A 24,825-nucleotide genomic window follows, 5' to 3' on the forward strand; every position below is an offset into this window, starting at 1 on the left:
CTAAATGGCAACATCAATCTTAATGCGCAAATCCAAGTATTTCACCAAGGACCATGCCCCTAGAGCAGCCGATACAAAATACAAAATAGACTTAAAGAAGCTGAAGGTAAAAGAATACAACAAAAGTTGAGCTGTATAATTTTTCTTACTTGAAAATGCAAAATTTATCAATTGTTTATCAAGCTCACCAGGAATTTTATAAGTTTTAGCCCCATATATTCTTACCCTCTCTTCATCAAATGACATCTCTGCTACAGCCTTCGTATGCTCATGCCCAATAGAAGCAACAGATAACGTTAACGGTGAAGCAATAAAAAAACCAGGCTGTCAACCAGAGTAACCCTACTTCAGCAACCGATTTTTCCTAACAAGGAAAAGAATACAAAAAATTGAAACATCAGATGCCCCCTAAAAGCACAATTAAAAACAATCCGAACATATCAACCCCAGCCAACAATTAAGTATTGATCTTATTAATTAAGAAAATTCTTATTTATTCTACGATTTAGACGAGCCAGCTCCTCAGACAACCTAAAAAAAACTCGCTGGCGAATCTCACTCGTCAACCCCTGACTACTAATCTCACTTTGAAACTCCTCCCAAACCCGCTCAAAAATCCTATTCTTTTCGAGCTCAATATGATTACGATATGCAAGCACAAAGACACCATTAAGTATCTCTTTAAAAATCTCCTCACTATTAACTTCTAAATCTTCCCCCCAACAATCATCATTTATACTTTCCTCAATCTCACACTCCTTGTGCTCTCCCGTCAAGGGGTTTACCGCATAACCCTTCTTAACGTCCGGGCCGTCCCAACAATTACTCAAAGTTACTTTGAATCTAATGCCACCAAATAATTCGAGCAACCCGACAACCATCCTTCTCCCTTCTGAAGCAAATATTATAATTCTGTGCTGAACTTCAGAAACAGATGGAAACTCAGGAAAATCCATTTTTACAATAAATACAAACCTTGCCCCTTCCCTGCGCCCCAAAATATACTCAATAATTTCAGAGAAACATTCCCCTCTAAGCCTTTCAGATGAGATCATCGTAGCAAGATATGTCAAAGCACTTTTAGCTATTGATCTATACTGAAGCTCGCCGCCTAGCTCTAAATTAGAATTGACTGGGCCTGGCCCCTCCAAATCACGCGCCATTTCATTAAGATTAAGATTTTCTTCAGTTTTTCCGTGCTTTCTCAACAGGCCTTTTAATATATTTCTAGCTCTATACTCATCCCTTGCATGAACAGAAATATTTATAATTCCCTTATCTTCATCTATCTCTTCCTCCACCCGATCTTTTGACAGCTGAACTTGTCCTCCCGGAAGTAGGTCAAAAGGTACCCCGTTATGGGTACCAAACTCTCTAACAATCGCACTTTCTTTATTTCGCCCAGTCAAAACCCCAAAATATGTAGATAAGTGCCTTAAACCCTCCACCAAGGGTTTATCTATCTCTTCACCTAGCTTTCCATTGCACGCCTGACAGCAAATAGATCTTGAAGCTTTCCTACCACCTAAACTAGATAATATCGCATGCTCTTCCGATCCCTTCCCTTTATCAAACTCCGCAATACCACAATAGATGCATTTTAACTTCATTTATCCAGCCCACTCCAAATAATCTACTTTTAGGAATTTCGATAAGCCCGCACAACTCGCTCAACAACCCCAAGTGCACGCCCCGTCAATGGATCTAACACCCTCTGAAATCGCACCCAGACCCTACGCCAATCAATATCCCACCCCTCTTTATCACACCCCAACAACTGCCGGGCCTGACGAAGATTAATTCGCCTCCCCGTCACATCACGAATTGCAAAAGAGTGAATACAAAATAAGGCCAACTGCCCAACTTTCAACGGATCATGGGGCTCGCCCCAAGTATTAAATTGCTTCATCATGTAATTCAGAAAATAAGCTCGCTCCTTATACCGATTCCCCGGAGGAGCATAAGCAGCCATCCCCCAGCAATAAGCAAGCTCATCAGTTTCTCTCAGCTTGGCTATGGCATGCTGCACCAATCCCTTTTCACAAGCATCCATTATTCGCCCGCTACTGCCCTTCCCCACCCTAGTTTCAGTTGCATAAACAGTCTGACCTACCAATCGAGCAGTAACTTTTCCATGCTCATTCCGAATCTCATCGATGTAATGCTTCGGGCCCCTACTCAGCACCGTCTGCCCTCCCAGCATTGCCGCATAATCTGATTGTTGAGTTGCTGTATCAAACGCATCATGCCAAGCCTGTCGAGCTGAGTGAAAATTCATTGCTTCACCTTGAAGATTTTCCGGAATATCTTTGATGTGGGCTCTCTATCTCGATACCTGGTTTTGCCCGTGTCTTGCCAGCGTAGGTAATCACTGCAAGCGAGCTCTTCTACTGCACACCTGTCCCTTTGCTTGCATCCATCGCACGGGGACGGCTCAAACAGGGCGCTCTGCTGATTACGTGTTAGCTCAGTCTTTCCCCAACTAGGCATTGGCTACTCCTTTATCAATCCCTTTTCACGCATCTTGCTTTGGGTTTCGTACAGTGCCCTTAACTTGCTACGCTCTATCTCAGCCTTTGGAATTTCTGTCTTGCATCGGCCATCGATAACGTCATGGCAATTGCTACAGCCATATACACCCCACCAGTCAGGAGACTTACGGGCTAGGCCTGCATTGCTGGGCAGGTGGCAAAGCACCACCGTTTCAGGGTTGCTGTTACAGTGAGGGAATAACCTCAAGGTGCAATCTTCGCCTCTAGCAGACTTGCGAATTTTGCTCATCGCTCTCCTCCCTGCTTCAGTTTCATAAATTCACCTTCCCCTGGCACCGTTAGGAATAACCCCCGCTCGGTTGCCCAGGCCAAATGCATATCCATCATGCGAAGCATTTCACCTTTCTCACCGCTGGCGGTCTTGTAGCGCTTACCGTTTGCATCAAGCCCCAGATGCTGACTCACAAATAACTCGTGAGCGTCCTGAGCATTGAATGGGCGCTGTCCATACGTCTTGCCGTCTTTCATGCAGAGAGGCATAGTTGCACCTCTCGCTGCCATCCATTCAGCTGTTTCGCTCATCCACATACGCCAAGTTTTCTTCATGGGCCAGCTGTTAGGGTTGTGGCGATTCCACTTGAAGAGCCAGGGCTTACCCGCAAGGTCAAGGTTTTCAATAAACTCAATCATGCGAGACTTACTGTATTTATCTCGAATGATGTGCTGCTCTGGCATTATGCTGCTGCCTTTACTTTTGACCGATTTGCCTCAAATACAGCCTGAGCAAATCCGCGCGGAGTTTCTGATCGAAGGTTTGCCCGGTCTGGCCCTGGAGCACAGGTATGTATTCTGTTATCAGGCTCATCCAACCCTTGTGCCCGACTTGGTTCAGGCATGATGAAGCCCCCACCAACCCATAGGCAGGTCAACTTGTTGTAATTATCTTCCAGGCAGAAACTTGTGAATTGATATGGCTGAAAACGGTAGTCACTCTTTCTCCAGTGGGAGGCAATATTGCTTACTGGGTTTTCAATTAAATATGGAGCACCAGACCACTCACAAAATTCTGCCGCTGTAGCAAACATTGATATTGAGTCGGAAAGAAGCCTCAACCCCTTCCCCTTGAACCACCTTGCCCCAGAGACTGCCAAGTGATCACATGGCGGAAACGCTGCAACAAAAGCTATCCGCTCTCTTTCAAAAGGTGGAAGCCAAGGCCTGAGCAAATTGGCATGCACCTTCTTCAGGTTTCCACAATCTGTTATACCTTGGTTTTCATAAGACTCAGGATGCTGAATGTCTACAATCCAGCACTCATATCCTGCGTTAAGCCATGGCTCAGCCATTTTCCCCGTCAAATCAAACAGAAAAACCGCAATATCCTTTTTCATCACTCCCCCTACTCCAGCCCAATCAAAAACCAAACACCTGAGCCAACCGCCACTACCCACAGAGAGAATTCCAAATAAAGAACTGTTTTGGTTGGGGCTGGCTCATTCATCACGCGACTTCTCGCATACTCTCTGAGTAGTCATGAAACCGCTGGCGGGCCTCGCTCAAGCTCTCCTTGTGGAAGCTGCCAAGATAGTTGATATCGCCCCACTCGATGCGCTGCTGGGTGCGGATGGTATTTGCAAACATCACATCTACTTGGTCGTCTCGCTTAGTGCGGAATACTGCTAGCGGACTACAGGGCTCAGTGGTTGAAATCCGTTGAAGGGCTTCTGGAATGGTGGCTACGGTCATGGGTATCACTCCCTAATGGTTCTAGGTTTACCAGCTGGTATCTGTGAGCATGTCAGTCACAGACCGGTCTCGGGTCCGCTCTTGATGTATGGATTGAGCCAGAGGCTGCTGCGCTTGGCTCTCATGATTCAGCAGCCACTGGAACTGGAAGCCTCTCCACCCCCGCTCACAGCAAATGGCGAGGCAGTGGTCAACGCTGTAGCCATGCTGATTGGCTTGATGGAGCTGATTGGCAATGTTGTTTACAGCGGTTTGAGTTAGCGGGGCTTTCCGAACTTTTTTCCAGTCATGAAGAATTTCTGCACTTGGCTCGGTTGGCCAAGATGAAAAATCCAAGCCCTTATTAATATTTTTAGGTTCTTTTAGTTTCTTTTTAGATTCGTGGTCCGTTTTTGGTACTGGTCCAGTACCGTTTTTGGGACTGGTTTTGTCCGTTTTTGGGCCTGGTCCGTTTTTGGGACTAGTACCGTTTTTGGTACTGGTGATTTGGCCAAAATTCAAATTGAACTGATTGCTAGACCCGCTCGACTTGACGCGAATAATCAGACTTGATTCTTCCAGCTGCTCCATAGCTGTGATGACAGTTTTCCGATTGAGGCCTGTTGCCTGAGCAATGTAAGCAATCGAGGGATTACATTGCCCGCTTGCCTCGTTGTGGCAATTAGCAAGCGACAGGAGCACCAGCTTGTGTGTTGACTTCACACCCTGTTGCCATGCCCAGAAGGTAGCCTCTGCGCTCACTACACACCCCCTTCCTGCACTTGATTGGAGTCGATGAGAGTCTCATCGAGCCCTAAAAAACTGCACATTTCCTCAGTTACTAAATCGACGGCTTTTTCAGCTTGTTGTAATGCCGTGTTATTTTTATTCCTGCGGGCGCAAAAAGCCCAGCGGTCTCGCTCAGACTCAGAAAGTCCAGCCATCGCCGCTTTAATATCGTCTTGCATAGTGTTGCCCCAGTTATGACTTGTATTTACTGCTCTGGGTTAAATCCGGAACCGTCGATTTTCTTATATGCGCAGCATGGTTAAGATGCGCTGAGCCGCTTGGGCTTTTTTGATATCTTCAGGAGTCTCAGCTTCGAAAATAGGAAGCGAAGCCTCTAAAATAATTCGCAGTAATTGCTCTCTTGGGATGCCAAATCGATTTGATAATGCATCGATTCGATTTCGAGTCTTTTTGCTCGTTCTTAAATTTGATTTACATTCCAATCCTGACCTCATCCTTGCCTCCGATATCATCCGTCCTTAGGTTAAAATCGCATGGCAGCTCTACGGCTGTTATTTGGCGCTACTGCAGATAGCAATAATCTGCACCGTCCTGCTCTCTCAGCTCACCATCACTGATTTGAACAATTACTTTGATAAGGTCGGGCCTGGCCTTTCGACGTCCGCTCGCTATCTGATGAAGGTATGAAGCTGCACAGGGCTCTCCAGCTTCGGCACACAAGTGCGCGAGCTGCTTCCGCTTGCGGTACCAGCAATCCCTTACATAAGAGGCGAGACGACTCTCTGCTCGAGCCTTTTGTATGCGTATCTGCTTTTCCATACTCACAGAGTATGTCATTAAGACTAACTATTGCAAGAAAAGACTAACTTTTGCTGAAGCAAATTCATGCCAAAGTTGCAAAATTGGCTAACTTGCCAAAGCTGTAAGGTAGGTAGAATTGAGGCCAAAGCATGAACACAACCAAAGGCCGCATGGATATAAAGACAATAAGACGGGAAAACGCCCGACGCATTGCCAAAGAAGTTGGCGGGCCAGCAGAGCTAGCCCGCAAGCTGGATATGCCTAATTCTGGAATATCGCAGATAATCGGCAAGAATCCTCGACGCAATATTGGAGACTCTATAGCTCGAAGAATTGAAGATGCAGGAGGGTATCAACACGGCTGGCTGGACACCCACCATGGCACCGAGCAACCTGAAGCTACCCGCACACCAGGCGGGGTCAATGTCGATTTACTCGTTGATGCTCTTATTCGTAGCCAAAAGGAGATGAAACTATTATCTCTAAACCTTAGCGAAGATGAGCGCATGGAACTACTAGCTAAAACAGCGGCTGCCGTATACGCGTACACTGAATCCACAGGAGGGACTACACCTGTAGACCCAAGTTACGCACTCAGACTTCTTTTACCGAAAGAATCCTAAATAGACCCTCAAAATCTAGGTGGCCCTGCAATCACTGGCACGGCCTAACTGCATAAATTCATTGCAGGGATCGCTGCCAGGGCCACCTACAGCCTGTCCTTTGTCAGACCCCAATCAAACCAGACTACAGACAACTCCTACCCTCCGCTCTAAAAATACTGAGGCACCTCTTACCCATAGAGCTAAATGCCCCCCTAAATCTCGATCTTCCAAGAGCAACCCCTAACGTCCCACCAAGCAATATTTGCACCCCATGTGACACACAAATCAACATTAGTTAATCTTTTTGACTTTAAAAAGTTAGTCTTTTTGCTTAACCTGATTCTAACAGCTCAGGGAGAACACCATGTTAGTAACCAGCTCAACCGCCCCCGCCGAAGACGCTCTTAGAAGTTATGAGCGTCACCAAGACTCTCTGCCAGATGAGGGCGCCACACAGAAAGCAAAGGCTGAAGATAGGGCTGCAGAGTTTTTTCTAAACCGCATCCTCACTAAAGAGGTTCGTCTCTCCGAAACCGCAGCCAACTGCCACAGCCGCTTCACTGAAATTGCTAACAACGAATTTGATGAAGACAGCTTTGCGGAAATCTTCAGGCTTGCACTTCTCGATGCCTGTGAAGCTGGATATAGGCTCCAAAAAATAGCCAAACAATACGCATTGAGTCTGGCTGAAAAATGCCGAGAGGATTTAGAAGTTGTAGCTCGTGAAACTGGATACCTCGACGAGTGGGAAGGCTTTTAAGCCCTCCCCTCTCTAACGGAGAAAACACAATGGAAAAAACAGCAAAGAAACGCTCCCAAGCTGCAATAGATCGGTTGAAGCAAGCCTGGATAAAAGACCCGTCCTGGAATATTTACGACGTGGAGGGGTTCGAGGCACATAGGGAAGAGCTAGAGGCCTACCAGAAAGAGATGGAAAAAAACTGGGAGCAGGAAATCGAGCGCAAAAAAAGAGAGAAGTCACTCAAGCAGAGAAAAGATCTTTATGGGCTGGACTTAGGGCAGACCACAGAAATAGGCGGGCGCCTTTTTGTTCGGGTTCCTGGCGGCTGGGTTATGGAGAAGACCGAAATATCAGGAGTTTGCGGGGAAATTAATTCAGTAGCGGCTGTTTTTATCCCCCTCAGCAATGAATTTCAGCTCTCCTTTTTTAATAACGGGAGCGAGCAAAATGTCTGAGAATCTAAGCATTTGGCAGCGAGTCAAAAAAACTGACGCTCGCTTTGTAAAAGAGTCAACGCTAGAGGGCCGCAAAACTGCAAGCATCAATCACATTGCCATGGTTGAGAAAGCTACCGAGATATGGGGGCCGATCGGCATTTACTGGGGCTACGAAATCGCTGAAGAGCGTGACGACCAGGGAGCCCCAGTAATTCAGGACGGTCAAGTAATCGGTCATAACCTAACCCACACAATCAAGCTTCGCCTCTGGTATGAGATTGACGGAAAGCGAGGTCATGTGGAGAACTATGGCCACACACCGCGTATTTACTGGTCAAATAACAAGAAGCGCTTTATTGAAGATAAAGAAGCTGCAAAAAAATCTGTCTCCGACGCTTTAAAAAAGTGCTTTTCATTCCTCGGCTTCTCCGCAGATATTTATAGCGGTGAATGGGATGACCCCGAATACCGCCAAGAGCGCCAGCTGGAAAGCCAAATAGACAAAGCGGAAGACAAAGACTCCGCGCGAGACAAGCAAGCCAAAGAGCTTACCGAGTACGTCCAGAAGCACCTGGAAACACTGAAAAGCTCACGCCGCCTACATGAGGCCGCCGGAATTTTCAAAACCTCAATCAAACACCTTGAGCGGCAAGGAAATATGCCACACCTCGCAGAGGTCGCCAAAAAAGGAATTACCGCTCTCACCCAAAGCTACGAAGCGCAAAAGGAACAACTCCAAGGAGCTGCATGATGACCGCCTTAAAACTGTATGAAATCACCGACCAAGCCCGCGAGCTAAAACAGCTGGCCGAAGACAACGATATGACCCCGGAAGATATTGCCGACACCCTGGAAGGGATAGAGCTGGAATTCAATGAGAAGGCTATCCAGATAGGTAATCTACTCATGAATTTCACCCCTTTCGAAAAGGGACTCGATGATGAAATTAAGCGGTTACAGGCTAAGAAAAAAGCTTTGCAAAACCGCCGCGATTCAATCACCGAATATCTCCGCTTCAATATGCAGGAATGCGGAATTAAGAAAATTGAATGTCCGGTGTTCACTATCTCTCTGAAAAAACCTATGGCCAAAGTTGATATTGAGAATGAAGACGCCCTGCCCGGCGAATTCGTGACAGTGAAGAACACATTTACCCCAGACAAGAAGGCGTTATTGGCTGCTCTAAAAGAAGGCCAGGAAATTCCAGGGGCGCGACTGGCAGAAGCTAAACCTGCATTACAAATACGTTGACGCGTGAGGCTAGCGCCGCTGGTACGGGGCGCATTTTTTTTGAAGGAGCCAATTATGGCAAAGGGAATCAATAAGGTCATTTTGATTGGTAATTTGGGCAACGACCCAGAAACCAGATACACACCCAGCGGCAGCGCCATAACCAATATCAGCCTAGCCACCAGTGAAAGCTGGAAGGATAAGCAAACCGGCCAGCAGCAAGAACGCACCGAATGGCACCGCGTAGTCTTTTTCAATCGCCTCGCAGAAGTAGCCGGTGAATACCTACGCAAAGGGGCCAAAATTTATGTCGAGGGCTCACTTCGCACACGGAAGTGGCAAGACAAGCAAACCGGCCAGGACCGCTACACGACTGAAATCGTCGCAGCTGAAATGCAGATGCTTGATGGTCAGCAAAACGGAGCGCAACAGGGCCAGGGATCCCAGGGGCAGCCGCAGCAAAGACAAGCGCAAGGTCAGGGGTATCAGCAAAACCGACAACCTCCAAATGCGATGGGCGGAACAAGTGACTTCAGCCAACAGTTTAACGAACCACCATTATTTTAATCACCAACCTGGGTCGCTAGCTCAGGACCCCTAACGGGGTTCACATCTATCCACTTGCAGCCTGAAAACATCTAAAGGAATCTGATATGCAAGCAGTCAAAATAAACGATTTACGCATCGAAAAAAAAGGCAGCAATATTTATGTAAATGGCCGCCTTCTCACAAAAGAAGAATGTGCATCCCCACCCAAGTCAGAAAATAAGCTCTTATGGTTTTTAGCTGGATTTCTCACTAGCACGGCTATGGATGCGATTTTCATGCCGCTTTACATGTAAAAGCTGAATAATAGCGAGGGGAGCCCATGGCCTATCAGGTAATTTCAGATGAATATATCGAAGAGCTATTCGATGGCACAAACTTCGGCAAGAAGATAAATAATAGCACCCAAGCAAAAAGGGAAATTATTGCTAAGTGTCTCAATAATCAAATCGAAGGCTTCTGGTCTGGCCACACTATTTATCACATTTTGATTGATGGCGGCTTTCTAATAGATGCAAGGACATCAGAGACCAAGAGACTAACGGCACTGGGAAGAGCATTTTTAGAGGCTCACGGAAATAGTTAATAGCGAGGGATATGCAATGGAACAATCAAGATTTGAAAACCTTCTGGAGCAGTGGAAACAGAAAGCCACTGAAATAGCTGGCACCAGCGAGGGCTTTACTTTTCATGAATCGGAAATGGGCGAGTTTTTGCACTGGATGTTTTCGCAGTTTCAAACGTTTGCTGAATCAGAGCAATCTAATCAAGAAAGCAGCGTGGCGGAATTTATAAATAAAGCTGTTGAGCTAGAAAATCATTATCCATTTTTATATGTGGAAATTGCTAGAAGCAGAATAACCGACTGGATGGCATGGCTAAAAGACAAACCTGGCTCAAAGTTATTGCTGGCTTGCGGTAGTGGCTCAACTGCTGATGAAGCTTGTCGGGACGCCTTAGGTTACCTAGCCGAAAATACGGAGGCAACCAATGTCTAACTCAGCCATAGCACGGGTGGCGGCATGAAAGCACAAACTGGAGTTGTTGAGGGCGGCCCACAAAGGGCGCCCCAGAGTATCAATCAGCTTATGTACTGGAAAGACTGGGTTAGAGAGAGCTTTGCTGGAACCCAGCCCGCACGCGAGACCGTTATAAAGTGGGTTTCAACTGGTGAAGTTGCTGGGCGCTGGTTAGGCGATAGATTATATATTTACCGAAATGGGTTCCATGACCCCTACACAATACGCACGGAAGAGCGCGCATCAGCAGAAGCTGAACCAATCTCTCCTCTACTAGCGCGCAGATAACACGGAAGAAAATAATGGCTAGACCAAGGAAACCTAGGTATGTGGACGGTCTGGAGTTGCCAGAAAACCTCTATACCGACCCCAAAAAGCGGGCAAACTATTGGCGCTATATTCGCCCCGATGGTTCCAGTCTCACATTCCACGGCACCACCGCTGAAGCGATTCGTCAGGCAAAGCAGGCCAACCGGCAGCGCGACCTCTATGAGCGCCAGCCAGCAACAACAGATACCGTTTGGACTGCACGAGCCGGAAGCCTCTTGGACCGCTACAGCGGCTGGATTGCCTGGATGGAATTAAACCACCCCAAACAGGCCACAGCTTCACGTTGGAACCAGAAGCGCCGCTATGTTGAGCGTATGTGCGAACAGCTTAATAACCCTATGCCGCACGAGCTGACGCTAACCATGGTTCGCGAATGGTGGGAATCGCAAGACTATCACCCTCAGCGGAATAGCCGCGCCGCTCTGCGCAGTTTCGTTAATTATTTAATGCTCGAAGGTACAGTTCCGAAACTCACATTCAACCCATTCAACACCAGCGACGAAGCCCCCAAATTAATACCGCGGCAGCGTCCTGCAAAAGTGAGACAAAGGCTAACCCTGCAAGACTTCTGGCAAATACACGATATGGCCGGTGAACTGGGTTATACAGGGCTCCAAATTGCTATGGACCTCTCGCTCCTCACTACCATGAGACGCGGTGATGTGTGCAGCTTACGACTGGACGAGCATGTTACGGATGCCGGTATTGATAAAGGGGTAGATAAATCAATCAACCAGAGAGGCGAGGAAAGAGCCACATATCTTCGCTGGTCCTACAGCCAGCACCCCGGCTTACGCCAAGTCATCAACCGGGCCCGGCAGCTATCTCTGCAAAACTACCGCTGCCCGTTTGCGGTCTCGTATCAACCAAAGAAAAGGCAACCCAGGGCGAAGCAAGATGAGCATTGGTGCAGGCTGATGCCTGCAAGGCTATCAAATCAGTTTAAGGAAGTACGTGATGCCGCAGGAGTTCGCCAGGACTTGCCAAGTAGCGCCAGGCCAACCTTTCACGAAGTCCGTGCTCTAGCCTCTCACCTACTGAAGAAGTCCGGCCATAGCTCAGAGAAAATTGCAGAAATATGCGCCCACACAGATGCAGAGATTACTGAGAAGTTTTATCTCGGGGGACATGAGCGGGAATACAAAGAAGTGGGTATCAGCATCGACCCGAAATTACTAATGCGGAAGTGATTGAGAGTTTTTGTACGGGGTTTTTGTACGCTTGGGAATTGGTTTTTGTACGCTCAATCTCGAAATCTGGCTGAAAGCCGCATGAGATATGAAGAAAGATGGTCGGAGCGGCCGGATTTGAACCGACGACCACCACACCCCCAGTGTGGTGCGCTACCAGGCTGCGCTACGCTCCGATTTTGAAAAATCGCTCACTTCGCTAAGTGATTGATTTTTAAAGACATCGTGTCTCGATGTGGCGTGAATCATACCTGAGTGCGGCTGGATTGCAAGCCCAGGTTTACAGTTTTTTAGAAATTCTTTCTCCCATCCAGCAGGGCCACTACATCTTTGAGTTCCGCGATCACTTCCGGTAGCACCTGCTGTAACTGCACCACTTCTGCCCTTTCACTACCGGTCTCTATCTGCTGGCGGGCTCCTCCAATGGTATAGCCCTCTTCATAGAGTAGCGCACGAATCTGGCGCACCATAATAACGTCCTGGTGCTGGTAGTAACGGCGGTTGCCGCGGCGTTTAACGGGCTTCAGCTGTGGGAATTCCTGCTCCCAGTAGCGCAGTACATGGGGCTTCACGGCACACAGCTCGCTCACTTCACCAATGGTGAAATAGCGCTTACCGGGGATTGCAGGTAGCTGAGCATTATTGCTCGGTTCCAGCATGTTCCTCTACTCGTGTCTTGAGTTTTTGCCCTGGTTTGAAGGTGACTACCCTGCGGGCTGAGATGGGGATTTCCTCGCCGGTCTTGGGGTTGCGACCGGGGCGCTGGCTTTTATCACGCAAGTCGAAATTGCCAAAGCCCGAGAGCTTGACCTGCTCGTTGCTTTCCAGCGCATTGCGGATTTCCTCGAAGAAATACTCGACGATCTCTTTTGCTTCGCGCTTATTAAAGCCCAGCTCCTCGTACAACTTCTCGGCGAGCCCGGCCTTGGTCAGTGCCTCTGTCATTGGATCCTACCAATTGATTCAGAGGCGTCGACTCCAGATCGGAAGCGGCCCAAACCGCGGCGGCTTTCAACCCGGAAGCAGACGCTCTCGGGGTGCAATTCAGTCTGCACACCGAGAGCATCATGCCCTGTTAGCGCAGACTAGCGTTATATTTTTCTTCTAATTTACCGACCACCGCATCTACAGCGGCATTGATTTCTTCGTCATTAAGGGTGCGCGACGAATGCTGAAACGTCAACCCCAAAGCGACACTTTTTCTATTTAAATCAATACCTTTGCCCTGGTAGACGTCAAATATCTTGAGGTCCGTCAAGGTTTCACCGGCGGCCTCGGTGGCGGCCTCTACCAGATTGGCGGCGGGAACATCCGCGTCGATCAGCAGGGCCAGGTCGCGCCGCACTTCAGGGAACTTGGACAGCGGGCGGAACGCAGGGGCTTTACCCTGGCCGATCGCTTCCAGGCTGAGTTCGAATACGAAGGCCGGCTTGGCCAGATCCAGCTTCTTCTGCAGCTGCGGGTGCAGGGCACCGATAACCCCTACTTCGCGGTCGCCGCGCATAATCTTGGCGGTTTGGCCCGGGTGCAGTGCGGAGTGTTGGCCGGCAACAAAGCGGAATTCATCGGCGACACCGGTGCGAGCCAGCAGGGCTTCCACGTCGGCTTTCACGTCGTAGAAATCCACGCTGTCTTTGCTGCCAGTCCAGTTTTCCGCAAAGCGGTTACCGTAGGCGAGACCAGCGATCATCTGCTCCTGGTGCAGCTCCGCGCCAGGTACAAAGCGCAGGCCGGTTTCAAACAGGCGCACGCGGTTTTGCTGGCGATTGAGGTTGTACTGCAAGGCTTTGCACAGGCCCGGCAATAAGGTAGTACGCATCACCGCCAGCTCTGCGCTGATCGGGTTTTGCAGAGCCACTGGGTCAGCTTCCGGGTCAAATAGGGCAGCGCTGTCACTATCGATAAAGCTGAAAGTGATCGCTTCGTAGTAGCCACGGCTCAGCAGGGTCTGCTCCAGATTGTCCTGGGCAATGGTGCTCTCCGGGCGCGGGGCAATTTCCAGCTCGGCGGTAAAGCTTTCGCTTGGGATACGGTTGTAGCCGTAAACACGGGCCAACTCTTCCAGCAGATCGGCTTCGATGGCGATATCGAAACGGAAGCTGGGGGCGAGGAAGGTCCAGCCTTCGTCATTCTGGTCAATTTTTTCCAGACCCAGGCGGGTAAGAATGTCGACGATTTCGTCATCGGCCAGCTTGATACCCAGGCCCAACTCTACCTTGGCACGGCGCAGGGTAATATGGCGCTCGGCGGGCATGGTTTCAGTCAGCTCGCGCACGTGTACCGGACCTGGCTCACCACCAACGATATCCAGCAGCAGTTGGGTAGCACGCTCAACCGCTTTCTCTTGCAGGTGGTAGTCCACGCCGCGCTCAAAGCGGTGAGAGGAGTCGGTGTGAAGGCCGTAGGAACGGGCTTTACCGGCAATCGCCAGCGGGCTGAAGAAGGCGCTCTCCAGGAAGATATGTTGGGTACCTTCGGTAACGGAAGAATCCAAGCCACCCATAATACCGGCCATGGCCAGTGGCTTTTCTTCGTCGGCAATCACCAGGGTGCCTTCCTGTAGCTTCACTGCCTGGCCATCCAGCAGGGTCAGCTCTTCACCGGCTTCTGCCATACGCACCTTGATACCGCCGGAAAGTTTCTCCAGGTCGAAGGCATGCATGGGTTGGCCCAGTTCCAGCAGTACGTAGTTGGTAACGTCTACTACCGGATCGATACTGCGCAGGCCGCTGCGACGCAGACGCTCTTGCATCCACAGAGGTGTTACCGCTTTGATATCGATATTGCGAATGACACGACCTACGTAGCGCGGGCAGGCGGCTTCGGCTAGCAGGGATACGGGCAGGCTCTCGTCGATTTGCTGGGGTACCGGGGCAACTTCCGGGCCTTCAACAGCGCAGCGATTCAGTACGCCCACTTCGCGAGCAATACCGGCAACACCGAGGCAGTCGGAACGGTTCGGGGTGAGATCCACTTCGATGGTTTCGTCATCGAGCTGCAGGTATTCGCGCAGATCGGTACCGGTGGGTGCGTCTTCCGGCAGTTCCCAGATACCGTCGTTGTCTTCGCCCAGTTCCAGTTCGGTCTGTGCACAGAGCATGCCGAAGCTCTCTACACCACGGAGCTTGGCTTTTTTGATTTTAAAATCGCCCGGCAATTTGGCGCCTACCAGGGCAAAAGGAATTTTGATTCCGATGCGCGCGTTGGGAGCACCGCACACCACCTGCATTTCACCGTCGGGGTGGCCGGCCACTTTACACACGCGCAGTTTGTCGGCATCCGGGTGCTGTTCACAGGCGACAATCTCACCCACAACCACTCCGGAAAAATCACCCGCTACTTTTTCTATGCCATCCACTTCCAGACCGGCCATGGTGATTTGATCGGCCAGTTCCTGTGTGGTGAGTTTCGGGTTTACCCATTCCCGCAACCAGGAGTTGCTGATTTTCATAGTTGATCTCTTTCTGTATTCCGTCAGCGCAACTTGGTGCGCATTTTGCCCGGGATATTTATTTCGCCACCCGGGCCTCCACAATTCGATTGCTACTGCGAACCGCCTCGGCTATTCGCGCTCTCACTGGGCTAGAACTGTTTCAAGAAGCGCAGATCGTTATCGAAGAACAAGCGCAGATCGTTAACGCCGTAACGCAGCATGGCGAGGCGCTCGATACCAATACCGAAGGCAAAGCCGGAGTATTTTTCACTGTCTATATCGCAGGCGGCAAACACGTTCGGGTGCACCATGCCGCAGCCGAGAATTTCCAGCCAGCCGGTGCCGGAACATACGCGGCAACCTTCACCACCACAGGCGGTGCACTGGATATCCGCTTCTGCAGACGGCTCGGTGAAAGGGAAATAAGACGGACGGAAACGCACCGGCACTTCCGCTTCGAAGAAAGCACGCAGGAATTGGTCGATGGTGCCTTTCAGGTGCGCAAAGCTGATGTTCTCGCCGATTACCAGGCCTTCTACCTGGTGGAACATGGGCGAGTGGGTCACATCGGAGTCGCAACGGTATACGCGGCCGGGGCAGATAATGCGCAGCGGCGGAGACTTTTTCTCCATGGTGCGGATCTGCACGGAAGAGGTGTGTGTTCTCAGTACTGTGGTGGGGTCCACGTAGAAAGTGTCGTGCATCGCGCGCGCTGGGTGGTGCGCGGGAATATTCAGGGCTTCGAAGTTGTAATAGTCCTGCTCGACTTCCGGGCCGTTCTCAACTGTAAATCCGATGCCCGCAAAGAAATCTTCTACACGCTTTAAGGTGCGGGTGATGGGGTGAGCATTGCCTTGCTCTTCACCACGCCCTGGCAGGGTGACATCAATGGTCTCTTCAGCCAGCTTGGCATTGATGGCGGCCTGCTCCAGCATAGTGCGGCGCGCATTAATTTTTTCCTGCACCTGTTGCTTGGCTTCATTGATCTTGGCACCCGCAGCCGGGCGCTCCTCAGCAGACAGCTTGCCCAGGCCTTTCAGCAGTGCCGTCAGCTGGCCCTTTTTGCCCAGGTAATCAACACGCACCTGATCCAGTGCGGCGAGGCCATCGGCCTTTTCCACCAGCTCCATTGCCTGCTCGGTGAGGGACTGCAAATCTTGCATCGAACTGTTCCCGTTTGAATCCAACTTCGATTGAGGCCGATTGGCCCTAGTTTTGTGCTTGTTTTTGCCGGTGCATTTGCACCGCGGGGGCTCCCCTGGCACCGCCACCGGTAAAAAATAGCGGAAACCCCATAAAAAAATAGGGAAGGGCCGCTACAGCCCTTCCCTATTTTAAATATTCAGTTTTACAACTGAAGTGACAGCTTACGCTGCCAGGGCTGCCTTAGCTTTTTCAACTACGGCAGCAAAAGCGGCTTTATCGTAAACAGCCAGATCAGCCAGTACACGGCGATCCAGTGCGATTTCCGCTTTCTTAAGACCTGCGATCAGGCGGCTGTAGCTCAGGCCTTCTGCACGGGACTGGGCGTTAATACGGGTAATCCACAGAGCGCGGAAGTTACGCTTCTTAACGCGACGGTCACGGTATGCGTACTGACCAGCTTTAATAACTGCCTGCTTGGCAACGCGGAATACGCGTGAACGCGCACCGTAGTAACCTTTAGCCTGCTTCAGAATCTTCTTGTGACGACGACGCGCCTCTACACCACGTTTTACACGGGCCATAACTCTATCCTCTTAAACCTTTGCGATTTGGGCCAATTACTTGGCGCGCAGCATACGATCGACCAGACCGGCATCAGACTTGTTCATAGTCTGGGTGCCACGCAGCTGACGCTTACGCTTGGTGGTCATCTTGGTGAGGATGTGGCTCTTGTTAGCGTGCTTGTGCTTATAGCCCGCAGCCGTCTTCTTGAAGCGCTTGGCAGCGCCACTGTGAGTCTTTGCTTTCGGCATTTTGTACTCCAAAGTGAATATTCGCCTGCATAACAGGCACCTTTAGTATCTGCCGACAACCTGAGCCATCGGCACGGTGAGAGTGAGGAGGCAGCCGTCGCCCAATCACTTCTCAAAGGAGGTTCCGGGAATCGCTTCCCCAAACCTCACTTTTTCTTTTTGCTGGGAGCGAGAACCATCAGCATCTGGCGACCTTCCATCTTTGGTCGCTGCTCTACAATGGCCAGCTCTTCCAGGTCTTTTTCGATGCGCTGCATCATTTCCATACCCAGCTCCTGGTGAGCCATTTCACGACCACGGAAGCGCAAGGATACCTTGGCCTTGTCACCCGCCTCCAGGAAGCGGATGAGGTTGCGCAGCTTGATCTGGTAGTCACCGATATCGGTGCCCGGGCGGAATTTCATTTCCTTGATCTGCTGCTGCTTCTGCTTCTTCTTGGCGGCATTCTTAGCTTTTTTAGCTTCGAATACGTGCTTGCCGTAGTCCATAATCTTACAGACTATCGGCGTGGAGTCCGGGGCAATTTCAACGAGATCCAAGCTAGCCTGCTGTGCAGCTTCCAGCGCTTCATTCAGGGAGACAATGCCTACCTGTTCGCCATCAGCGCCAATCAGGCGGATTTCTGACGCTTCAATCTGATCGTTTATGCGGGCCTTTTTGGACCGTCCCTTAGTGTCTCGTTTAATAGCTATGGTCTCCCAGTTGCCAAGTTGTTATGCATTATCTTCGGACAAACGGCCGCGGCGACTGACGTCCTGCTCGAGAATCTCAAGGAAAGACTCATAAGTCATACTTCCCAGATCCTCACCGCTGCGGGTGCGCACGGCAACCGTCTGGCTCTCTACTTCCTTATCGCCAATGACCAGCAGATAAGGGACACGCTGGAGCGTGTGCTCGCGGATTTTAAAGCCGATCTTCTCGTTTCTCAAGTCAGCACTGGCGCGGTATTGCAGCGAACCAAGGCGGGCCTCCAAGTCACGACAGTAATCGGCCTGACGATCGGTAATATTCATGATCGCCACCTGCTGTGGTGCCAGCCAGGTGGGGAACGCGCCTTCGTAATGCTCGATCAGGATTCCGATAAAGCGCTCGAAGGAACCCAAGGCTGCACGGTGCAACATCACCGGGGACTGACGCGAACCATCTTCGGCGACATATTGCGCATCCAGACGGCCCGGCATAGAGAAGTCCACCTGAATGGTACCGCACTGCCATACCCGGCCGAGACAGTCTTTCAGGGAGAATTCGATCTTGGGTCCGTAGAAGGCGCCTTCACCTGGCAACTCTTCCCACGGCAGGCCCGCGGCATCCAGCGCATCGGCCAGGGCTTTCTCTGCCTTGTCCCAGCTCTCATCAGAACCTACACGCTTCTCCGGGCGAGTGGAGAGACGATAAATAACATCATTAAAGCCGAAGTCTTTGTACACGGAGTGCAGCAGATCCATAAAGTCAGAAACCTCTGACTGGATCTGATCTTCACTACAGAAGATATGGCCATCATCCTGTACGAAGCCGCGCACGCGCATCAGACCGTGCAGGGAACCGGAAGGTTCACTACGGTGGCAGGAGCCAAACTCCGCCAAACGCAGCGGCAGGTCGCGATAACTGCGCAAACCTTGATTGAACACCTGCACGTGACAGGGGCAGTTCATAGGTTTGATGGCAAACTGGCGCTCTTCACTGGTGAGCGTAAACATGTCATCGGCAAACTTATCCGCATGACCAGACTTCTGCCATAGACTGAAATCCACCAGCTGTGGGGTTTTGATTTCTTTGTAACCAAACTCGCGCTGACGGCGGCGCATGTACTGCTCGACAGTACTGTAAATAGTCCAGCCATTTGGGTGCCAGAACACCATACCGGGTGCCTCTTCCTGGATATGGAAGAGATCGTATTTCTTGGCCAGCTTGCGGTGGTCGCGCTTCTCTGCCTCCTCAATACGACGCAGGTAAGCTTTTAATTCTTTCTTGTTGGCCCAGGCGGTGCCGTAAACACGGGTCAACATCTCGTTGTTTGAATCGCCGCGCCAGTAAGCGCCAGCCACCTTGGTCAGCTTGAACGCCTTCAGTCTGCCAGTGGAGGGCACGTGGGGGCCGCGACACAGATCTTCGAAATCGCCCTGGCGGTACAAAGAAATATCTTCGTCGCTGGGGATGCTGTCGATAATCTCGGCCTTGTACTCTTCGCCCATATCGCGGAAGTATTGCACCGCTTCTTTACGGGGCATTAGCCGGCGGCTGACTGTAATATCTTCCTTGGCCAGCACTTCCATGCGCTCTTCGATCTTCTCGAGATCTTCCGGCGTAAACTGACGCTCGTAAGCAAAGTCGTAGTAGAAGCCATCTTCGATAACCGGGCCAATAGTGACCTGGGCCGTCGGGTACAGCTGCTTAACTGCCTGCGCCAGTAAGTGTGCAGCGGAGTGGCGAATGACTTCCAGGCCTTCGGGCTGACGGTCGGTGATGATGGCCAGATTGACATCGCGATCGATGACATAGCTGGTATCAACCTCTTTGCCGTCGACTACGCCTGCAAGTGCAGCCTTGGCCAAGCCAGGACCGATATCTGCGGCAACGTCATGCACGGAAACCGGAGCGGAAAATTCTCGACGAGAACCATCGGGGAGAGTAACAACGAGCATTGTTTGTCCTTTCTCTCAGTGGCGATCCCTACCAAAGACCGCATGAAACTATCCATGAAGTGGTTCATGGAACTATTGATTCAGATGGGCAACCATCCTTTTGAAGATGGTAGACCCGAGCGGATTTGAACCGCTGACCTCTGCCATGTCAAGGCAGCGCTCTAACCAACTGAGCTACGGGTCTAGAACTCTGCAGCGGGGGAACCCAGTGCTGCGAAGAGCGCGAACTTTAGCACCACTTTTCAGTGTTTTCAACAACTTACTGAACTTTTACAGAGTTTTTTTAAGTTGCCGTGGCGGTGAGGGCAGCCGAAAAAGCCGCCCTCAACTAAACTATTCCACCCCCTTCAGGTGGGCAATCTCATCCCGCAGCTTCGCTGCAGATTCAAACTCCAGATTTTTGGCATGCTCATACATTTGGTTCTCCAGCTCAGCAACTCGCGCCCAGCGCTGCTTATCGGACATCGGTTTGTCGTCAACCTTATAGGCACCCTTCCCTTCTGCCACCTTACGCTTACTTTTGGGTACACCGGGCGCCACAGCACCCTCAAGAATATCCGCAACGCTTTTGCGAATACCTTTCGGTGTAATGCCATGCTCTTTATTGAAAGCAATCTGTTTTTCCCGGCGACGACGGGTCTCTTCCAGCGCGCGCTCCATGGAGCCGGTTACTTTGTCCGCATATAAAATAGCCCGCCCCTCAAGGTTGCGCGCCGCACGCCCAATAGTCTGGATCAGGGAGCGATCAGAGCGCAGGAAACCCTCCTTGTCAGCATCGAAGATAGCCACCAGGGCAACCTCAGGCATATCCAGACCTTCACGCAGCAAGTTAATACCCACCAACACATCAAACTCACCGATACGAAGATCGCGGATAATCTCCACCCGCTCAACGGTATCAATATCGGAATGCAGGTAGCGTACCCGCACGCCATTCTCCGCTAAGTATTCGGTCAGATCCTCTGCCATCCGCTTTGTCAGCACGGTAATCAGCACCCGCTGATCCGCTTCAGCGCAGCGGTGAATTTCAGAGAGCGCATCGTCAACCTGGGTCTGAGCCGGACGTATTTCCACTTCCGGATCAACAAGCCCTGTGGGCCGCACCACCTGCTCGACCACCTGCCCCGCGTGATCGGCTTCATAGGGCCCTGGCGTTGCCGAAACAAATACCGTTTGCGGGGCCAGATGCTCCCACTCTTCAAACTTGAGGGGGCGATTGTCCAGGGCAGAAGGCAGGCGAAAACCATACTCCACCAGGGTCTCTTTGCGCGATCTATCCCCGCGATACATGCCCCCGATTTGTGGCACGGTTACGTGGCTTTCATCGATAAATAGCAGTGCATCGTTTGGCAGGTAGTCGAATAGCGTGGGGGGCGGCTGACCAGCATTGCGGCCGGAGAGGTAGCGGGAATAGTTCTCCACACCATTGCAGTATCCTAACTCCTGCATCATTTCCAGGTCGTAGCGGGTGCGCTGCTCCAACCTTTGCGCCTCCAATAACTTGTTATTACCGCGCAACTGCTCCAGACGCACTCGCAGCTCCTCTTTGATTTCATCAATAGCGCTGACAATGGTCTCACGCGGGGTAACGTAGTGACTCTTGGGGAAGATGGTAACCCGAGGAACTTTCTTAAACTGCTCTCCAGTAAGCGGGTCAAACAAGGTGATCTCTTCAATCTCTTCATCAAACAGAGACAGGCGCACCGCCTCCAAATCGGAGTCGGCCGGGTAGATATCAATAATATCGCCGCGCACACGATAAGTTGCGCGGCGGAAATCAGCATCATTGCGCGTGTATTGCAACTCCGCCAACCTGCGTAAAATTGTGCGCTGATCCACCAGGTCGCCACGATCCAAGTGCAATACCATTTTTAGGTATTTATCGGGATCACCCAGACCGTAAATAGCCGATACCGTGGCAACGACCACAACATCACGCCGCTCTATCAGTGCCTTGGTGGCGGAAAGGCGCATCTGTTCAATGTGCTCATTTACCGATGCATCTTTCTCAATAAAAGTATCCGAGGAGGGAACATAGGCCTCGGGCTGATAGTAGTCATAATAAGAAACAAAGTATTCGACGGCATTCTTGGGGAAAAACTCTTTGAACTCTCCATAGAGCTGAGCTGCCAACGTTTTGTTGTGAGCCATCACTATCGCCGGGCGCTGCAAGCGCTCGATAATATTCGCCATCGTGAAGGTCTTACCTGAGCCGGTAACCCCTAGCAGTGTTTGATGACTCAAGCCGTCATCTATGCCCTCGGATAACTGCTTGATCGCCAGCGGCTGATCCCCGGCCGGCTGATACTTAGATTCCACCTTAAAAGGTCGCGACTCCATACACTTCCCTCAACCACTCATTCGTTCATGCAACAGCGGATTGTAGGCTGTCGTCATACCACCCTCAAATACAAGAGAATAGCGTCCTACCCCACCCTACCCAGGCCTGAGGCGTTTTGCGCACAGGCCAAATAAATAATTTCCTGACAAATCAATTAGTTAAAGATCAAAAAAGGGGTTGACCTCGCCAGGAGTGCTCTATAATATACGCGCCATCTCAACGGCACAGCCGAAAAGATATTCCGCCTTAGCTCAGTTGGTAGAGCAAATGACTGTTAATCATTGGGTCGCTGGTTCGAGCCCAGCAGGCGGAGCCAAATTTCAAAGCGCAGCTTAATTTGCGCTCTATAAGTTAGATTAAATTCCGCCTTAGCTCAGTTGGTAGAGCAAATGACTGTTAATCATTGGGTCGCTGGTTCGAGCCCAGCAGGCGGAGCCAAACAAAAACCCCGCATAGCATGCTATGCGGGGTTTTTTCTTATTCACTTTCTTCATACTTCACCGCACTTCCCTCACCCCATGGGCAGAATGGCTTTTACCTATATTCCACCCTAGGACTTACAAGCCCCCAAAAATCAGGAGCTCATGTAACAGCTTACCTGGCAAGCTAGTGCAAGCCGCCCTCACTGGTGACAGGAAGACGCTCCACCGTGGCCATTTTTATCTGGGGCTTCACAGTGCGAGACCGGGACCAAACAGCATCGACCAAACCTTGCTTTGAGGTGTAACCACTTACCGCCTCAGACAAAATCTGATGAACCCTTTCACAATGATGTTCTACGCAAGCCTGCCTCAACCCTGCAATCAATCGCTGCAAGACCCTAGGCTCCAAAAACTCTTCTTCCGCACGCATTATCATCGAGTGATCAGTACCCAACACATTGTCACCGAGTAGCAGCTCTTCATAGAGCTTTTCCCCAGGACGCAAACCTGTCACTTGAATCTCAATATCCCCATCAGGATTTCTATCATCCTTCACAGAGTGTCCCATAACCCTAATTAGCCGCTCAGCAAGGTCATATATAAGGACTGGCTCCCCCATATCCAGAACGAATACATCGCCATTGCGCCCCATATTGCCTGCCTGCAATACAAGCTGAGCCGCTTCAGGGATAGTCATAAAGTAACGCGTTACTTTTGGATGGGTTACAGTGACAGGACCGCCCGCATTAATCTGATCCGTAAACAGGGGTATCACCGAACCCGAAGACCCCAACACATTACCAAAGCGCACCATGCAAACCCGCATTTGAGTAGAGCGACGCCCATAATCCTGGCACACCAACTCCGCGAAACGCTTGGTAGCCCCCATTACGTTCGTAGGGCGTACAGCCTTATCGGTGGAGATCAGCACAAACTGCTCAACTTTAGAACCCTCCGCGGCCTCCAGAACCGACAACGTGCCCAGCACATTATTGTCCGCCCCCAGAACAACATTTTGCTCAACCAGGGGAACATGCTTATAAGCAGCGGCATGATAAATGGTATTAACCGAGAAACCCTTGATGATATCCGCCATCCGGACTCTATCCCGAACATCACCAAGCAGCGCGGTCACCCGAAGTTGATACCCCTCATCCTGCTGCTGCTGAAGAAGCTCGCGCTCCATTTGATAAAGCGCATACTCTGAAGATTCCACCAGCACCAAATGAGCCGGACCCCACTGGGCAATCTGCCTGCAAAGCTCCGATCCAATAGAGCCGCCAGCGCCCGTCACCAGCACTACTTTGCCGCTAATGGAACCAGCTATCAAAGCCTTCTCAGGCTCCACCGGAGCCCTGCCCAATACATTCTCATAGGTTTGGGACATATCTTCGGTACGGCCTGCTGCATCAACCAGCTCCTCTACGCCAGGAATAGCTTTGACTACCAACCCCTGATCACGGAGCCCTCTCGCTATTTCTCGGCGCCGGCGCTTTGGAACACCAGGCATCGCCAGTAATACTTCAGCAATATCATGCTCAGCGACCACATCAAGTATGCTTGAAGGGGAGTAGACCATAACACCATCTATCAGGGTCTTTTGCTTAGAGGTGTTATCATCAAAAAAGGCAACCGGCTTGTAGACTTCACCGTGAAGCAGAGCCTTGTAAACTTGCAGGCCAGCAGTACCAGCCCCATAAATTGCCACTCGCGTTTTATGAATTTCCAACGCCATTTGATAGTAAATTCGGACGAGCCACCGAGACCCCCCCACTGCTATCAACGCGAAACACCAGTAAATTACGGGAACCGAGCGGGGGACACCTGCGGTCGTCAAATAAGAAGCAACCGCAAGCAGAATTGAGGATGCGGTAACTCCCTGGAGCACAGCAATAACCGCTTTCTGCCCCATATAGCGGATAACTGTGCGGTAAAGACCGAGCTTTAGAAATATTAAACTGCTAGAGCAGATCGTAATCATCAAGCAACCCAGCATTGGGAGTGTTACGGCTTCAGCTAATCCATTCAATCGAATTGCCATCGCCATAAAAAAGGCAGCACTCAGCATTGCCAAGTCAAACAGCAACATCAAAACCGGCTTCCTAGCCCTCTCCAGCTTTCGCCAAATTCCCATCACAGGATTACCCCATACATAAAAATCA

32 protein-coding genes and 4 tRNA genes are annotated in these 24,825 nt (G+C 50.7%); 13 read left to right on the forward strand and 23 right to left on the reverse strand.

Annotated elements, in window-relative coordinates; genetic code table 11:
* The 11 genes from ACJJIB_RS15135 to ACJJIB_RS15185 all read right to left on the reverse strand — a co-directional run bounded on the left by ACJJIB_RS15135 (window position 1) and on the right by ACJJIB_RS15185 (window position 5,804).
* A complete protein-coding gene (locus ACJJIB_RS15135; RefSeq protein ID WP_444886717.1) occupies window positions 1-246 on the reverse strand; it encodes a hypothetical protein in 246 nt (81 codons plus the stop codon).
* Window positions 247-473: 227 nt separating this feature from the next.
* Entirely contained in the window at window positions 474-1,610 is a 1,137-nt protein-coding gene (locus tag ACJJIB_RS15140; protein ID WP_444886718.1) for an HNH endonuclease, read from the reverse strand.
* A gap of 29 nt (window positions 1,611-1,639) precedes the next feature.
* Window positions 1,640-2,278, reverse strand: coding sequence for a hypothetical protein (locus ACJJIB_RS15145; RefSeq protein WP_444886719.1), 639 nt, complete (start codon window positions 2,276-2,278; stop codon window positions 1,640-1,642).
* Window positions 2,279-2,493: 215 nt separating this feature from the next.
* Window positions 2,494-2,781 (reverse strand): nuclease domain-containing protein, encoded by a 288-nt coding sequence (locus ACJJIB_RS15150; RefSeq protein WP_444886720.1) that lies wholly within the window; start codon window positions 2,779-2,781, stop codon window positions 2,494-2,496.
* Window positions 2,778-3,227: a NinB/YbcN family protein gene (locus ACJJIB_RS15155; protein ID WP_444886721.1), complete on the reverse strand. Its 450-nt coding sequence runs from the start codon at window positions 3,225-3,227 to the stop codon at window positions 2,778-2,780. The genes ACJJIB_RS15150 and ACJJIB_RS15155 overlap by 4 nt, the downstream gene beginning before the upstream one ends.
* A complete protein-coding gene (locus tag ACJJIB_RS15160) occupies window positions 3,227-3,883 on the reverse strand; it encodes a hypothetical protein (RefSeq protein WP_444886722.1) in 657 nt (218 codons plus the stop codon). Before ACJJIB_RS15160 ends, ACJJIB_RS15155 begins: the two co-directional genes overlap by 1 nt.
* Before the next feature lie 109 nt (window positions 3,884-3,992).
* The gene (locus ACJJIB_RS15165) at window positions 3,993-4,238 is read right to left on the reverse strand and encodes a hypothetical protein (RefSeq protein ID WP_444886723.1); all 246 of its coding nucleotides are present in this window, start codon (window positions 4,236-4,238) and stop codon (window positions 3,993-3,995) included.
* 27 nt (window positions 4,239-4,265) lie between these two features.
* Window positions 4,266-4,979: a helix-turn-helix domain-containing protein gene (locus ACJJIB_RS15170; RefSeq protein WP_444886724.1), complete on the reverse strand. Its 714-nt coding sequence runs from the start codon at window positions 4,977-4,979 to the stop codon at window positions 4,266-4,268.
* Window positions 4,979-5,185 carry a hypothetical protein gene (locus ACJJIB_RS15175; RefSeq protein ID WP_444886725.1) on the reverse strand — a complete coding sequence of 69 codons (207 nt, stop codon included), beginning with the start codon at window positions 5,183-5,185 and terminating at the stop codon, window positions 4,979-4,981. Before ACJJIB_RS15175 ends, ACJJIB_RS15170 begins: the two co-directional genes overlap by 1 nt.
* A gap of 63 nt (window positions 5,186-5,248) precedes the next feature.
* Window positions 5,249-5,461, reverse strand: coding sequence for a hypothetical protein (locus ACJJIB_RS15180; protein WP_444886726.1), 213 nt, complete (start codon window positions 5,459-5,461; stop codon window positions 5,249-5,251).
* Window positions 5,462-5,528: 67 nt separating this feature from the next.
* Window positions 5,529-5,804, reverse strand: coding sequence for a hypothetical protein (locus ACJJIB_RS15185; protein WP_444886727.1), 276 nt, complete (start codon window positions 5,802-5,804; stop codon window positions 5,529-5,531).
* Window positions 5,805-5,917: 113 nt separating this feature from the next.
* On the opposite strand from ACJJIB_RS15185, the gene ACJJIB_RS15190 reads away from it, so the two are divergent.
* The 11 genes from ACJJIB_RS15190 (at window position 5,918) to ACJJIB_RS15240 (ending at window position 11,867) form a co-directional block, all read left to right on the forward strand.
* Window positions 5,918-6,391 (forward strand): hypothetical protein, encoded by a 474-nt coding sequence (locus tag ACJJIB_RS15190; RefSeq protein WP_444886728.1) that lies wholly within the window; start codon window positions 5,918-5,920, stop codon window positions 6,389-6,391.
* Between the two features lie 346 nt (window positions 6,392-6,737).
* Window positions 6,738-7,133, forward strand: coding sequence for a hypothetical protein (locus ACJJIB_RS15195; protein WP_444886729.1), 396 nt, complete (start codon window positions 6,738-6,740; stop codon window positions 7,131-7,133).
* Entirely contained in the window at window positions 7,118-7,570 is a 453-nt protein-coding gene (locus ACJJIB_RS15200) for a hypothetical protein (protein ID WP_444886730.1), read from the forward strand. Before ACJJIB_RS15195 ends, ACJJIB_RS15200 begins: the two co-directional genes overlap by 16 nt.
* The gene (locus tag ACJJIB_RS15205) at window positions 7,563-8,303 is read left to right on the forward strand and encodes a hypothetical protein (RefSeq protein WP_444886731.1); all 741 of its coding nucleotides are present in this window, start codon (window positions 7,563-7,565) and stop codon (window positions 8,301-8,303) included. The genes ACJJIB_RS15200 and ACJJIB_RS15205 overlap by 8 nt, the downstream gene beginning before the upstream one ends.
* The gene (locus ACJJIB_RS15210; RefSeq protein ID WP_444886732.1) at window positions 8,303-8,803 is read left to right on the forward strand and encodes a siphovirus Gp157 family protein; all 501 of its coding nucleotides are present in this window, start codon (window positions 8,303-8,305) and stop codon (window positions 8,801-8,803) included. Before ACJJIB_RS15205 ends, ACJJIB_RS15210 begins: the two co-directional genes overlap by 1 nt.
* Window positions 8,804-8,857: 54 nt before the next feature.
* Window positions 8,858-9,349: a single-stranded DNA-binding protein gene (ssb, locus tag ACJJIB_RS15215; RefSeq protein ID WP_444886733.1), complete on the forward strand. Its 492-nt coding sequence runs from the start codon at window positions 8,858-8,860 to the stop codon at window positions 9,347-9,349.
* Window positions 9,350-9,435: 86 nt separating this feature from the next.
* Window positions 9,436-9,624, forward strand: coding sequence for a hypothetical protein (locus ACJJIB_RS15220; protein ID WP_444886734.1), 189 nt, complete (start codon window positions 9,436-9,438; stop codon window positions 9,622-9,624).
* Between the two features lie 26 nt (window positions 9,625-9,650).
* On the forward strand, window positions 9,651-9,914 hold the full coding sequence (locus ACJJIB_RS15225) for a hypothetical protein (RefSeq protein ID WP_444886735.1): 264 nt from the start codon (window positions 9,651-9,653) through the stop codon (window positions 9,912-9,914).
* Window positions 9,915-9,930: 16 nt separating this feature from the next.
* Window positions 9,931-10,326 (forward strand): hypothetical protein, encoded by a 396-nt coding sequence (locus ACJJIB_RS15230; protein ID WP_444886736.1) that lies wholly within the window; start codon window positions 9,931-9,933, stop codon window positions 10,324-10,326.
* Between the two features lie 24 nt (window positions 10,327-10,350).
* The gene (locus ACJJIB_RS15235) at window positions 10,351-10,635 is read left to right on the forward strand and encodes a hypothetical protein (RefSeq protein WP_444886737.1); all 285 of its coding nucleotides are present in this window, start codon (window positions 10,351-10,353) and stop codon (window positions 10,633-10,635) included.
* A gap of 14 nt (window positions 10,636-10,649) precedes the next feature.
* Window positions 10,650-11,867, forward strand: a complete 1,218-nt coding sequence (locus ACJJIB_RS15240; RefSeq protein ID WP_444886738.1) for a site-specific integrase — start codon at window positions 10,650-10,652, stop codon at window positions 11,865-11,867.
* A 99-nt stretch (window positions 11,868-11,966) separates the two neighbouring features.
* On the opposite strand, the gene ACJJIB_RS15245 is transcribed toward ACJJIB_RS15240, so the two are convergent.
* From ACJJIB_RS15245 to uvrB, 11 genes are all read right to left on the reverse strand, one after another.
* Window positions 11,967-12,043, reverse strand: a tRNA-Pro gene (locus ACJJIB_RS15245).
* A gap of 114 nt (window positions 12,044-12,157) precedes the next feature.
* On the reverse strand, window positions 12,158-12,526 hold the full coding sequence (locus ACJJIB_RS15250) for a MerR family transcriptional regulator (RefSeq protein WP_152452791.1): 369 nt from the start codon (window positions 12,524-12,526) through the stop codon (window positions 12,158-12,160).
* Window positions 12,507-12,812 carry an integration host factor subunit alpha gene (gene ihfA / locus ACJJIB_RS15255; RefSeq protein ID WP_108733837.1) on the reverse strand — a complete coding sequence of 102 codons (306 nt, stop codon included), beginning with the start codon at window positions 12,810-12,812 and terminating at the stop codon, window positions 12,507-12,509. Before ihfA ends, ACJJIB_RS15250 begins: the two co-directional genes overlap by 20 nt.
* Window positions 12,813-12,942: 130 nt before the next feature.
* Window positions 12,943-15,318 carry a phenylalanine--tRNA ligase subunit beta gene (pheT, locus tag ACJJIB_RS15260; RefSeq protein WP_444886739.1) on the reverse strand — a complete coding sequence of 792 codons (2,376 nt, stop codon included), beginning with the start codon at window positions 15,316-15,318 and terminating at the stop codon, window positions 12,943-12,945.
* 131 nt (window positions 15,319-15,449) lie between these two features.
* Complete coding sequence (gene pheS, locus ACJJIB_RS15265; protein WP_252082361.1) at window positions 15,450-16,463, reverse strand: phenylalanine--tRNA ligase subunit alpha; 1,014 nt, start codon at window positions 16,461-16,463, stop codon at window positions 15,450-15,452.
* A 204-nt stretch (window positions 16,464-16,667) separates the two neighbouring features.
* Window positions 16,668-17,027 carry a 50S ribosomal protein L20 gene (gene rplT, locus ACJJIB_RS15270; protein WP_252082363.1) on the reverse strand — a complete coding sequence of 120 codons (360 nt, stop codon included), beginning with the start codon at window positions 17,025-17,027 and terminating at the stop codon, window positions 16,668-16,670.
* 36 nt (window positions 17,028-17,063) lie between these two features.
* Window positions 17,064-17,258, reverse strand: coding sequence for a 50S ribosomal protein L35 (gene rpmI, locus ACJJIB_RS15275; protein WP_020413351.1), 195 nt, complete (start codon window positions 17,256-17,258; stop codon window positions 17,064-17,066).
* Window positions 17,259-17,404: 146 nt separating this feature from the next.
* Window positions 17,405-17,950 (reverse strand): translation initiation factor IF-3, encoded by a 546-nt coding sequence (gene infC / locus ACJJIB_RS15280; RefSeq protein WP_435583647.1) that lies wholly within the window; start codon window positions 17,948-17,950, stop codon window positions 17,405-17,407.
* A 21-nt stretch (window positions 17,951-17,971) separates the two neighbouring features.
* Window positions 17,972-19,900: a threonine--tRNA ligase gene (gene thrS, locus ACJJIB_RS15285; protein WP_444886740.1), complete on the reverse strand. Its 1,929-nt coding sequence runs from the start codon at window positions 19,898-19,900 to the stop codon at window positions 17,972-17,974.
* A 107-nt stretch (window positions 19,901-20,007) separates the two neighbouring features.
* Window positions 20,008-20,084 (reverse strand) — tRNA-Val (locus ACJJIB_RS15290).
* Between the two features lie 149 nt (window positions 20,085-20,233).
* Window positions 20,234-22,240 (reverse strand): excinuclease ABC subunit UvrB, encoded by a 2,007-nt coding sequence (gene uvrB, locus ACJJIB_RS15295; RefSeq protein ID WP_444886741.1) that lies wholly within the window; start codon window positions 22,238-22,240, stop codon window positions 20,234-20,236.
* A 241-nt stretch (window positions 22,241-22,481) separates the two neighbouring features.
* On the opposite strand from uvrB, the gene ACJJIB_RS15300 reads away from it, so the two are divergent.
* Window positions 22,482-22,557 (forward strand) — tRNA-Asn (locus ACJJIB_RS15300).
* Window positions 22,558-22,603: 46 nt separating this feature from the next.
* Window positions 22,604-22,679: transfer RNA gene (locus ACJJIB_RS15305), tRNA-Asn, on the forward strand.
* 168 nt (window positions 22,680-22,847) lie between these two features.
* Here ACJJIB_RS15305 and ACJJIB_RS15310 read toward each other — a convergent pair.
* A complete protein-coding gene (locus ACJJIB_RS15310) occupies window positions 22,848-24,797 on the reverse strand; it encodes a polysaccharide biosynthesis protein (protein WP_444886742.1) in 1,950 nt (649 codons plus the stop codon).
* Window positions 24,798-24,825 lie beyond the last annotated feature (28 nt).

The organism is Microbulbifer mixtoriginis (SeqCode) (genome assembly GCF_052467705.1).

Bases quoted from the DNA above. Each gene is read 5' to 3' on its own strand.
- pheS (WP_252082361.1), bottom strand. From the start codon at position 16,463: ATGCAAGATTTGCAGTCCCTCACCGAGCAGGCAATGGAGCTGGTGGAA.
- ihfA (WP_108733837.1), bottom strand. From the start codon at position 12,812: ATGACAGAGGCACTGACCAAGGCCGGGCTCGCCGAGAAGTTGTACGAG.
- ACJJIB_RS15220 (WP_444886734.1), top strand. From the start codon at position 9,436: ATGCAAGCAGTCAAAATAAACGATTTACGCATCGAAAAAAAAGGCAGC.
- ACJJIB_RS15155 (WP_444886721.1), bottom strand. From the start codon at position 3,227: ATGCCAGAGCAGCACATCATTCGAGATAAATACAGTAAGTCTCGCATG.
- ACJJIB_RS15240 (WP_444886738.1), top strand. From the start codon at position 10,650: ATGGCTAGACCAAGGAAACCTAGGTATGTGGACGGTCTGGAGTTGCCA.
- ACJJIB_RS15230 (WP_444886736.1), top strand. From the start codon at position 9,931: ATGGAACAATCAAGATTTGAAAACCTTCTGGAGCAGTGGAAACAGAAA.
- ACJJIB_RS15190 (WP_444886728.1), top strand. From the start codon at position 5,918: ATGAACACAACCAAAGGCCGCATGGATATAAAGACAATAAGACGGGAA.
- ACJJIB_RS15140 (WP_444886718.1), bottom strand. From the start codon at position 1,610: ATGAAGTTAAAATGCATCTATTGTGGTATTGCGGAGTTTGATAAAGGG.
- ACJJIB_RS15160 (WP_444886722.1), bottom strand. From the start codon at position 3,883: ATGAAAAAGGATATTGCGGTTTTTCTGTTTGATTTGACGGGGAAAATG.
- ACJJIB_RS15185 (WP_444886727.1), bottom strand. From the start codon at position 5,804: ATGACATACTCTGTGAGTATGGAAAAGCAGATACGCATACAAAAGGCT.
- ACJJIB_RS15210 (WP_444886732.1), top strand. From the start codon at position 8,303: ATGACCGCCTTAAAACTGTATGAAATCACCGACCAAGCCCGCGAGCTA.
- ACJJIB_RS15175 (WP_444886725.1), bottom strand. From the start codon at position 5,185: ATGCAAGACGATATTAAAGCGGCGATGGCTGGACTTTCTGAGTCTGAG.
- rplT (WP_252082363.1), bottom strand. From the start codon at position 17,027: ATGGCCCGTGTAAAACGTGGTGTAGAGGCGCGTCGTCGTCACAAGAAG.
- ACJJIB_RS15145 (WP_444886719.1), bottom strand. From the start codon at position 2,278: ATGAATTTTCACTCAGCTCGACAGGCTTGGCATGATGCGTTTGATACA.
- ACJJIB_RS15195 (WP_444886729.1), top strand. From the start codon at position 6,738: ATGTTAGTAACCAGCTCAACCGCCCCCGCCGAAGACGCTCTTAGAAGT.
- ACJJIB_RS15235 (WP_444886737.1), top strand. From the start codon at position 10,351: ATGAAAGCACAAACTGGAGTTGTTGAGGGCGGCCCACAAAGGGCGCCC.
- ACJJIB_RS15225 (WP_444886735.1), top strand. From the start codon at position 9,651: ATGGCCTATCAGGTAATTTCAGATGAATATATCGAAGAGCTATTCGAT.
- ACJJIB_RS15310 (WP_444886742.1), bottom strand. From the start codon at position 24,797: ATGGGAATTTGGCGAAAGCTGGAGAGGGCTAGGAAGCCGGTTTTGATG.
- ACJJIB_RS15250 (WP_152452791.1), bottom strand. From the start codon at position 12,526: ATGCTGGAACCGAGCAATAATGCTCAGCTACCTGCAATCCCCGGTAAG.
- ACJJIB_RS15205 (WP_444886731.1), top strand. From the start codon at position 7,563: ATGTCTGAGAATCTAAGCATTTGGCAGCGAGTCAAAAAAACTGACGCT.
- thrS (WP_444886740.1), bottom strand. From the start codon at position 19,900: ATGCTCGTTGTTACTCTCCCCGATGGTTCTCGTCGAGAATTTTCCGCT.
- ssb (WP_444886733.1), top strand. From the start codon at position 8,858: ATGGCAAAGGGAATCAATAAGGTCATTTTGATTGGTAATTTGGGCAAC.
- rpmI (WP_020413351.1), bottom strand. From the start codon at position 17,258: ATGCCGAAAGCAAAGACTCACAGTGGCGCTGCCAAGCGCTTCAAGAAG.
- uvrB (WP_444886741.1), bottom strand. From the start codon at position 22,240: ATGGAGTCGCGACCTTTTAAGGTGGAATCTAAGTATCAGCCGGCCGGG.
- pheT (WP_444886739.1), bottom strand. From the start codon at position 15,318: ATGAAAATCAGCAACTCCTGGTTGCGGGAATGGGTAAACCCGAAACTC.
- ACJJIB_RS15165 (WP_444886723.1), bottom strand. From the start codon at position 4,238: ATGACCGTAGCCACCATTCCAGAAGCCCTTCAACGGATTTCAACCACT.
- ACJJIB_RS15135 (WP_444886717.1), bottom strand. From the start codon at position 246: ATGTCATTTGATGAAGAGAGGGTAAGAATATATGGGGCTAAAACTTAT.
- ACJJIB_RS15180 (WP_444886726.1), bottom strand. From the start codon at position 5,461: ATGAGGTCAGGATTGGAATGTAAATCAAATTTAAGAACGAGCAAAAAG.
- ACJJIB_RS15150 (WP_444886720.1), bottom strand. From the start codon at position 2,781: ATGAGCAAAATTCGCAAGTCTGCTAGAGGCGAAGATTGCACCTTGAGG.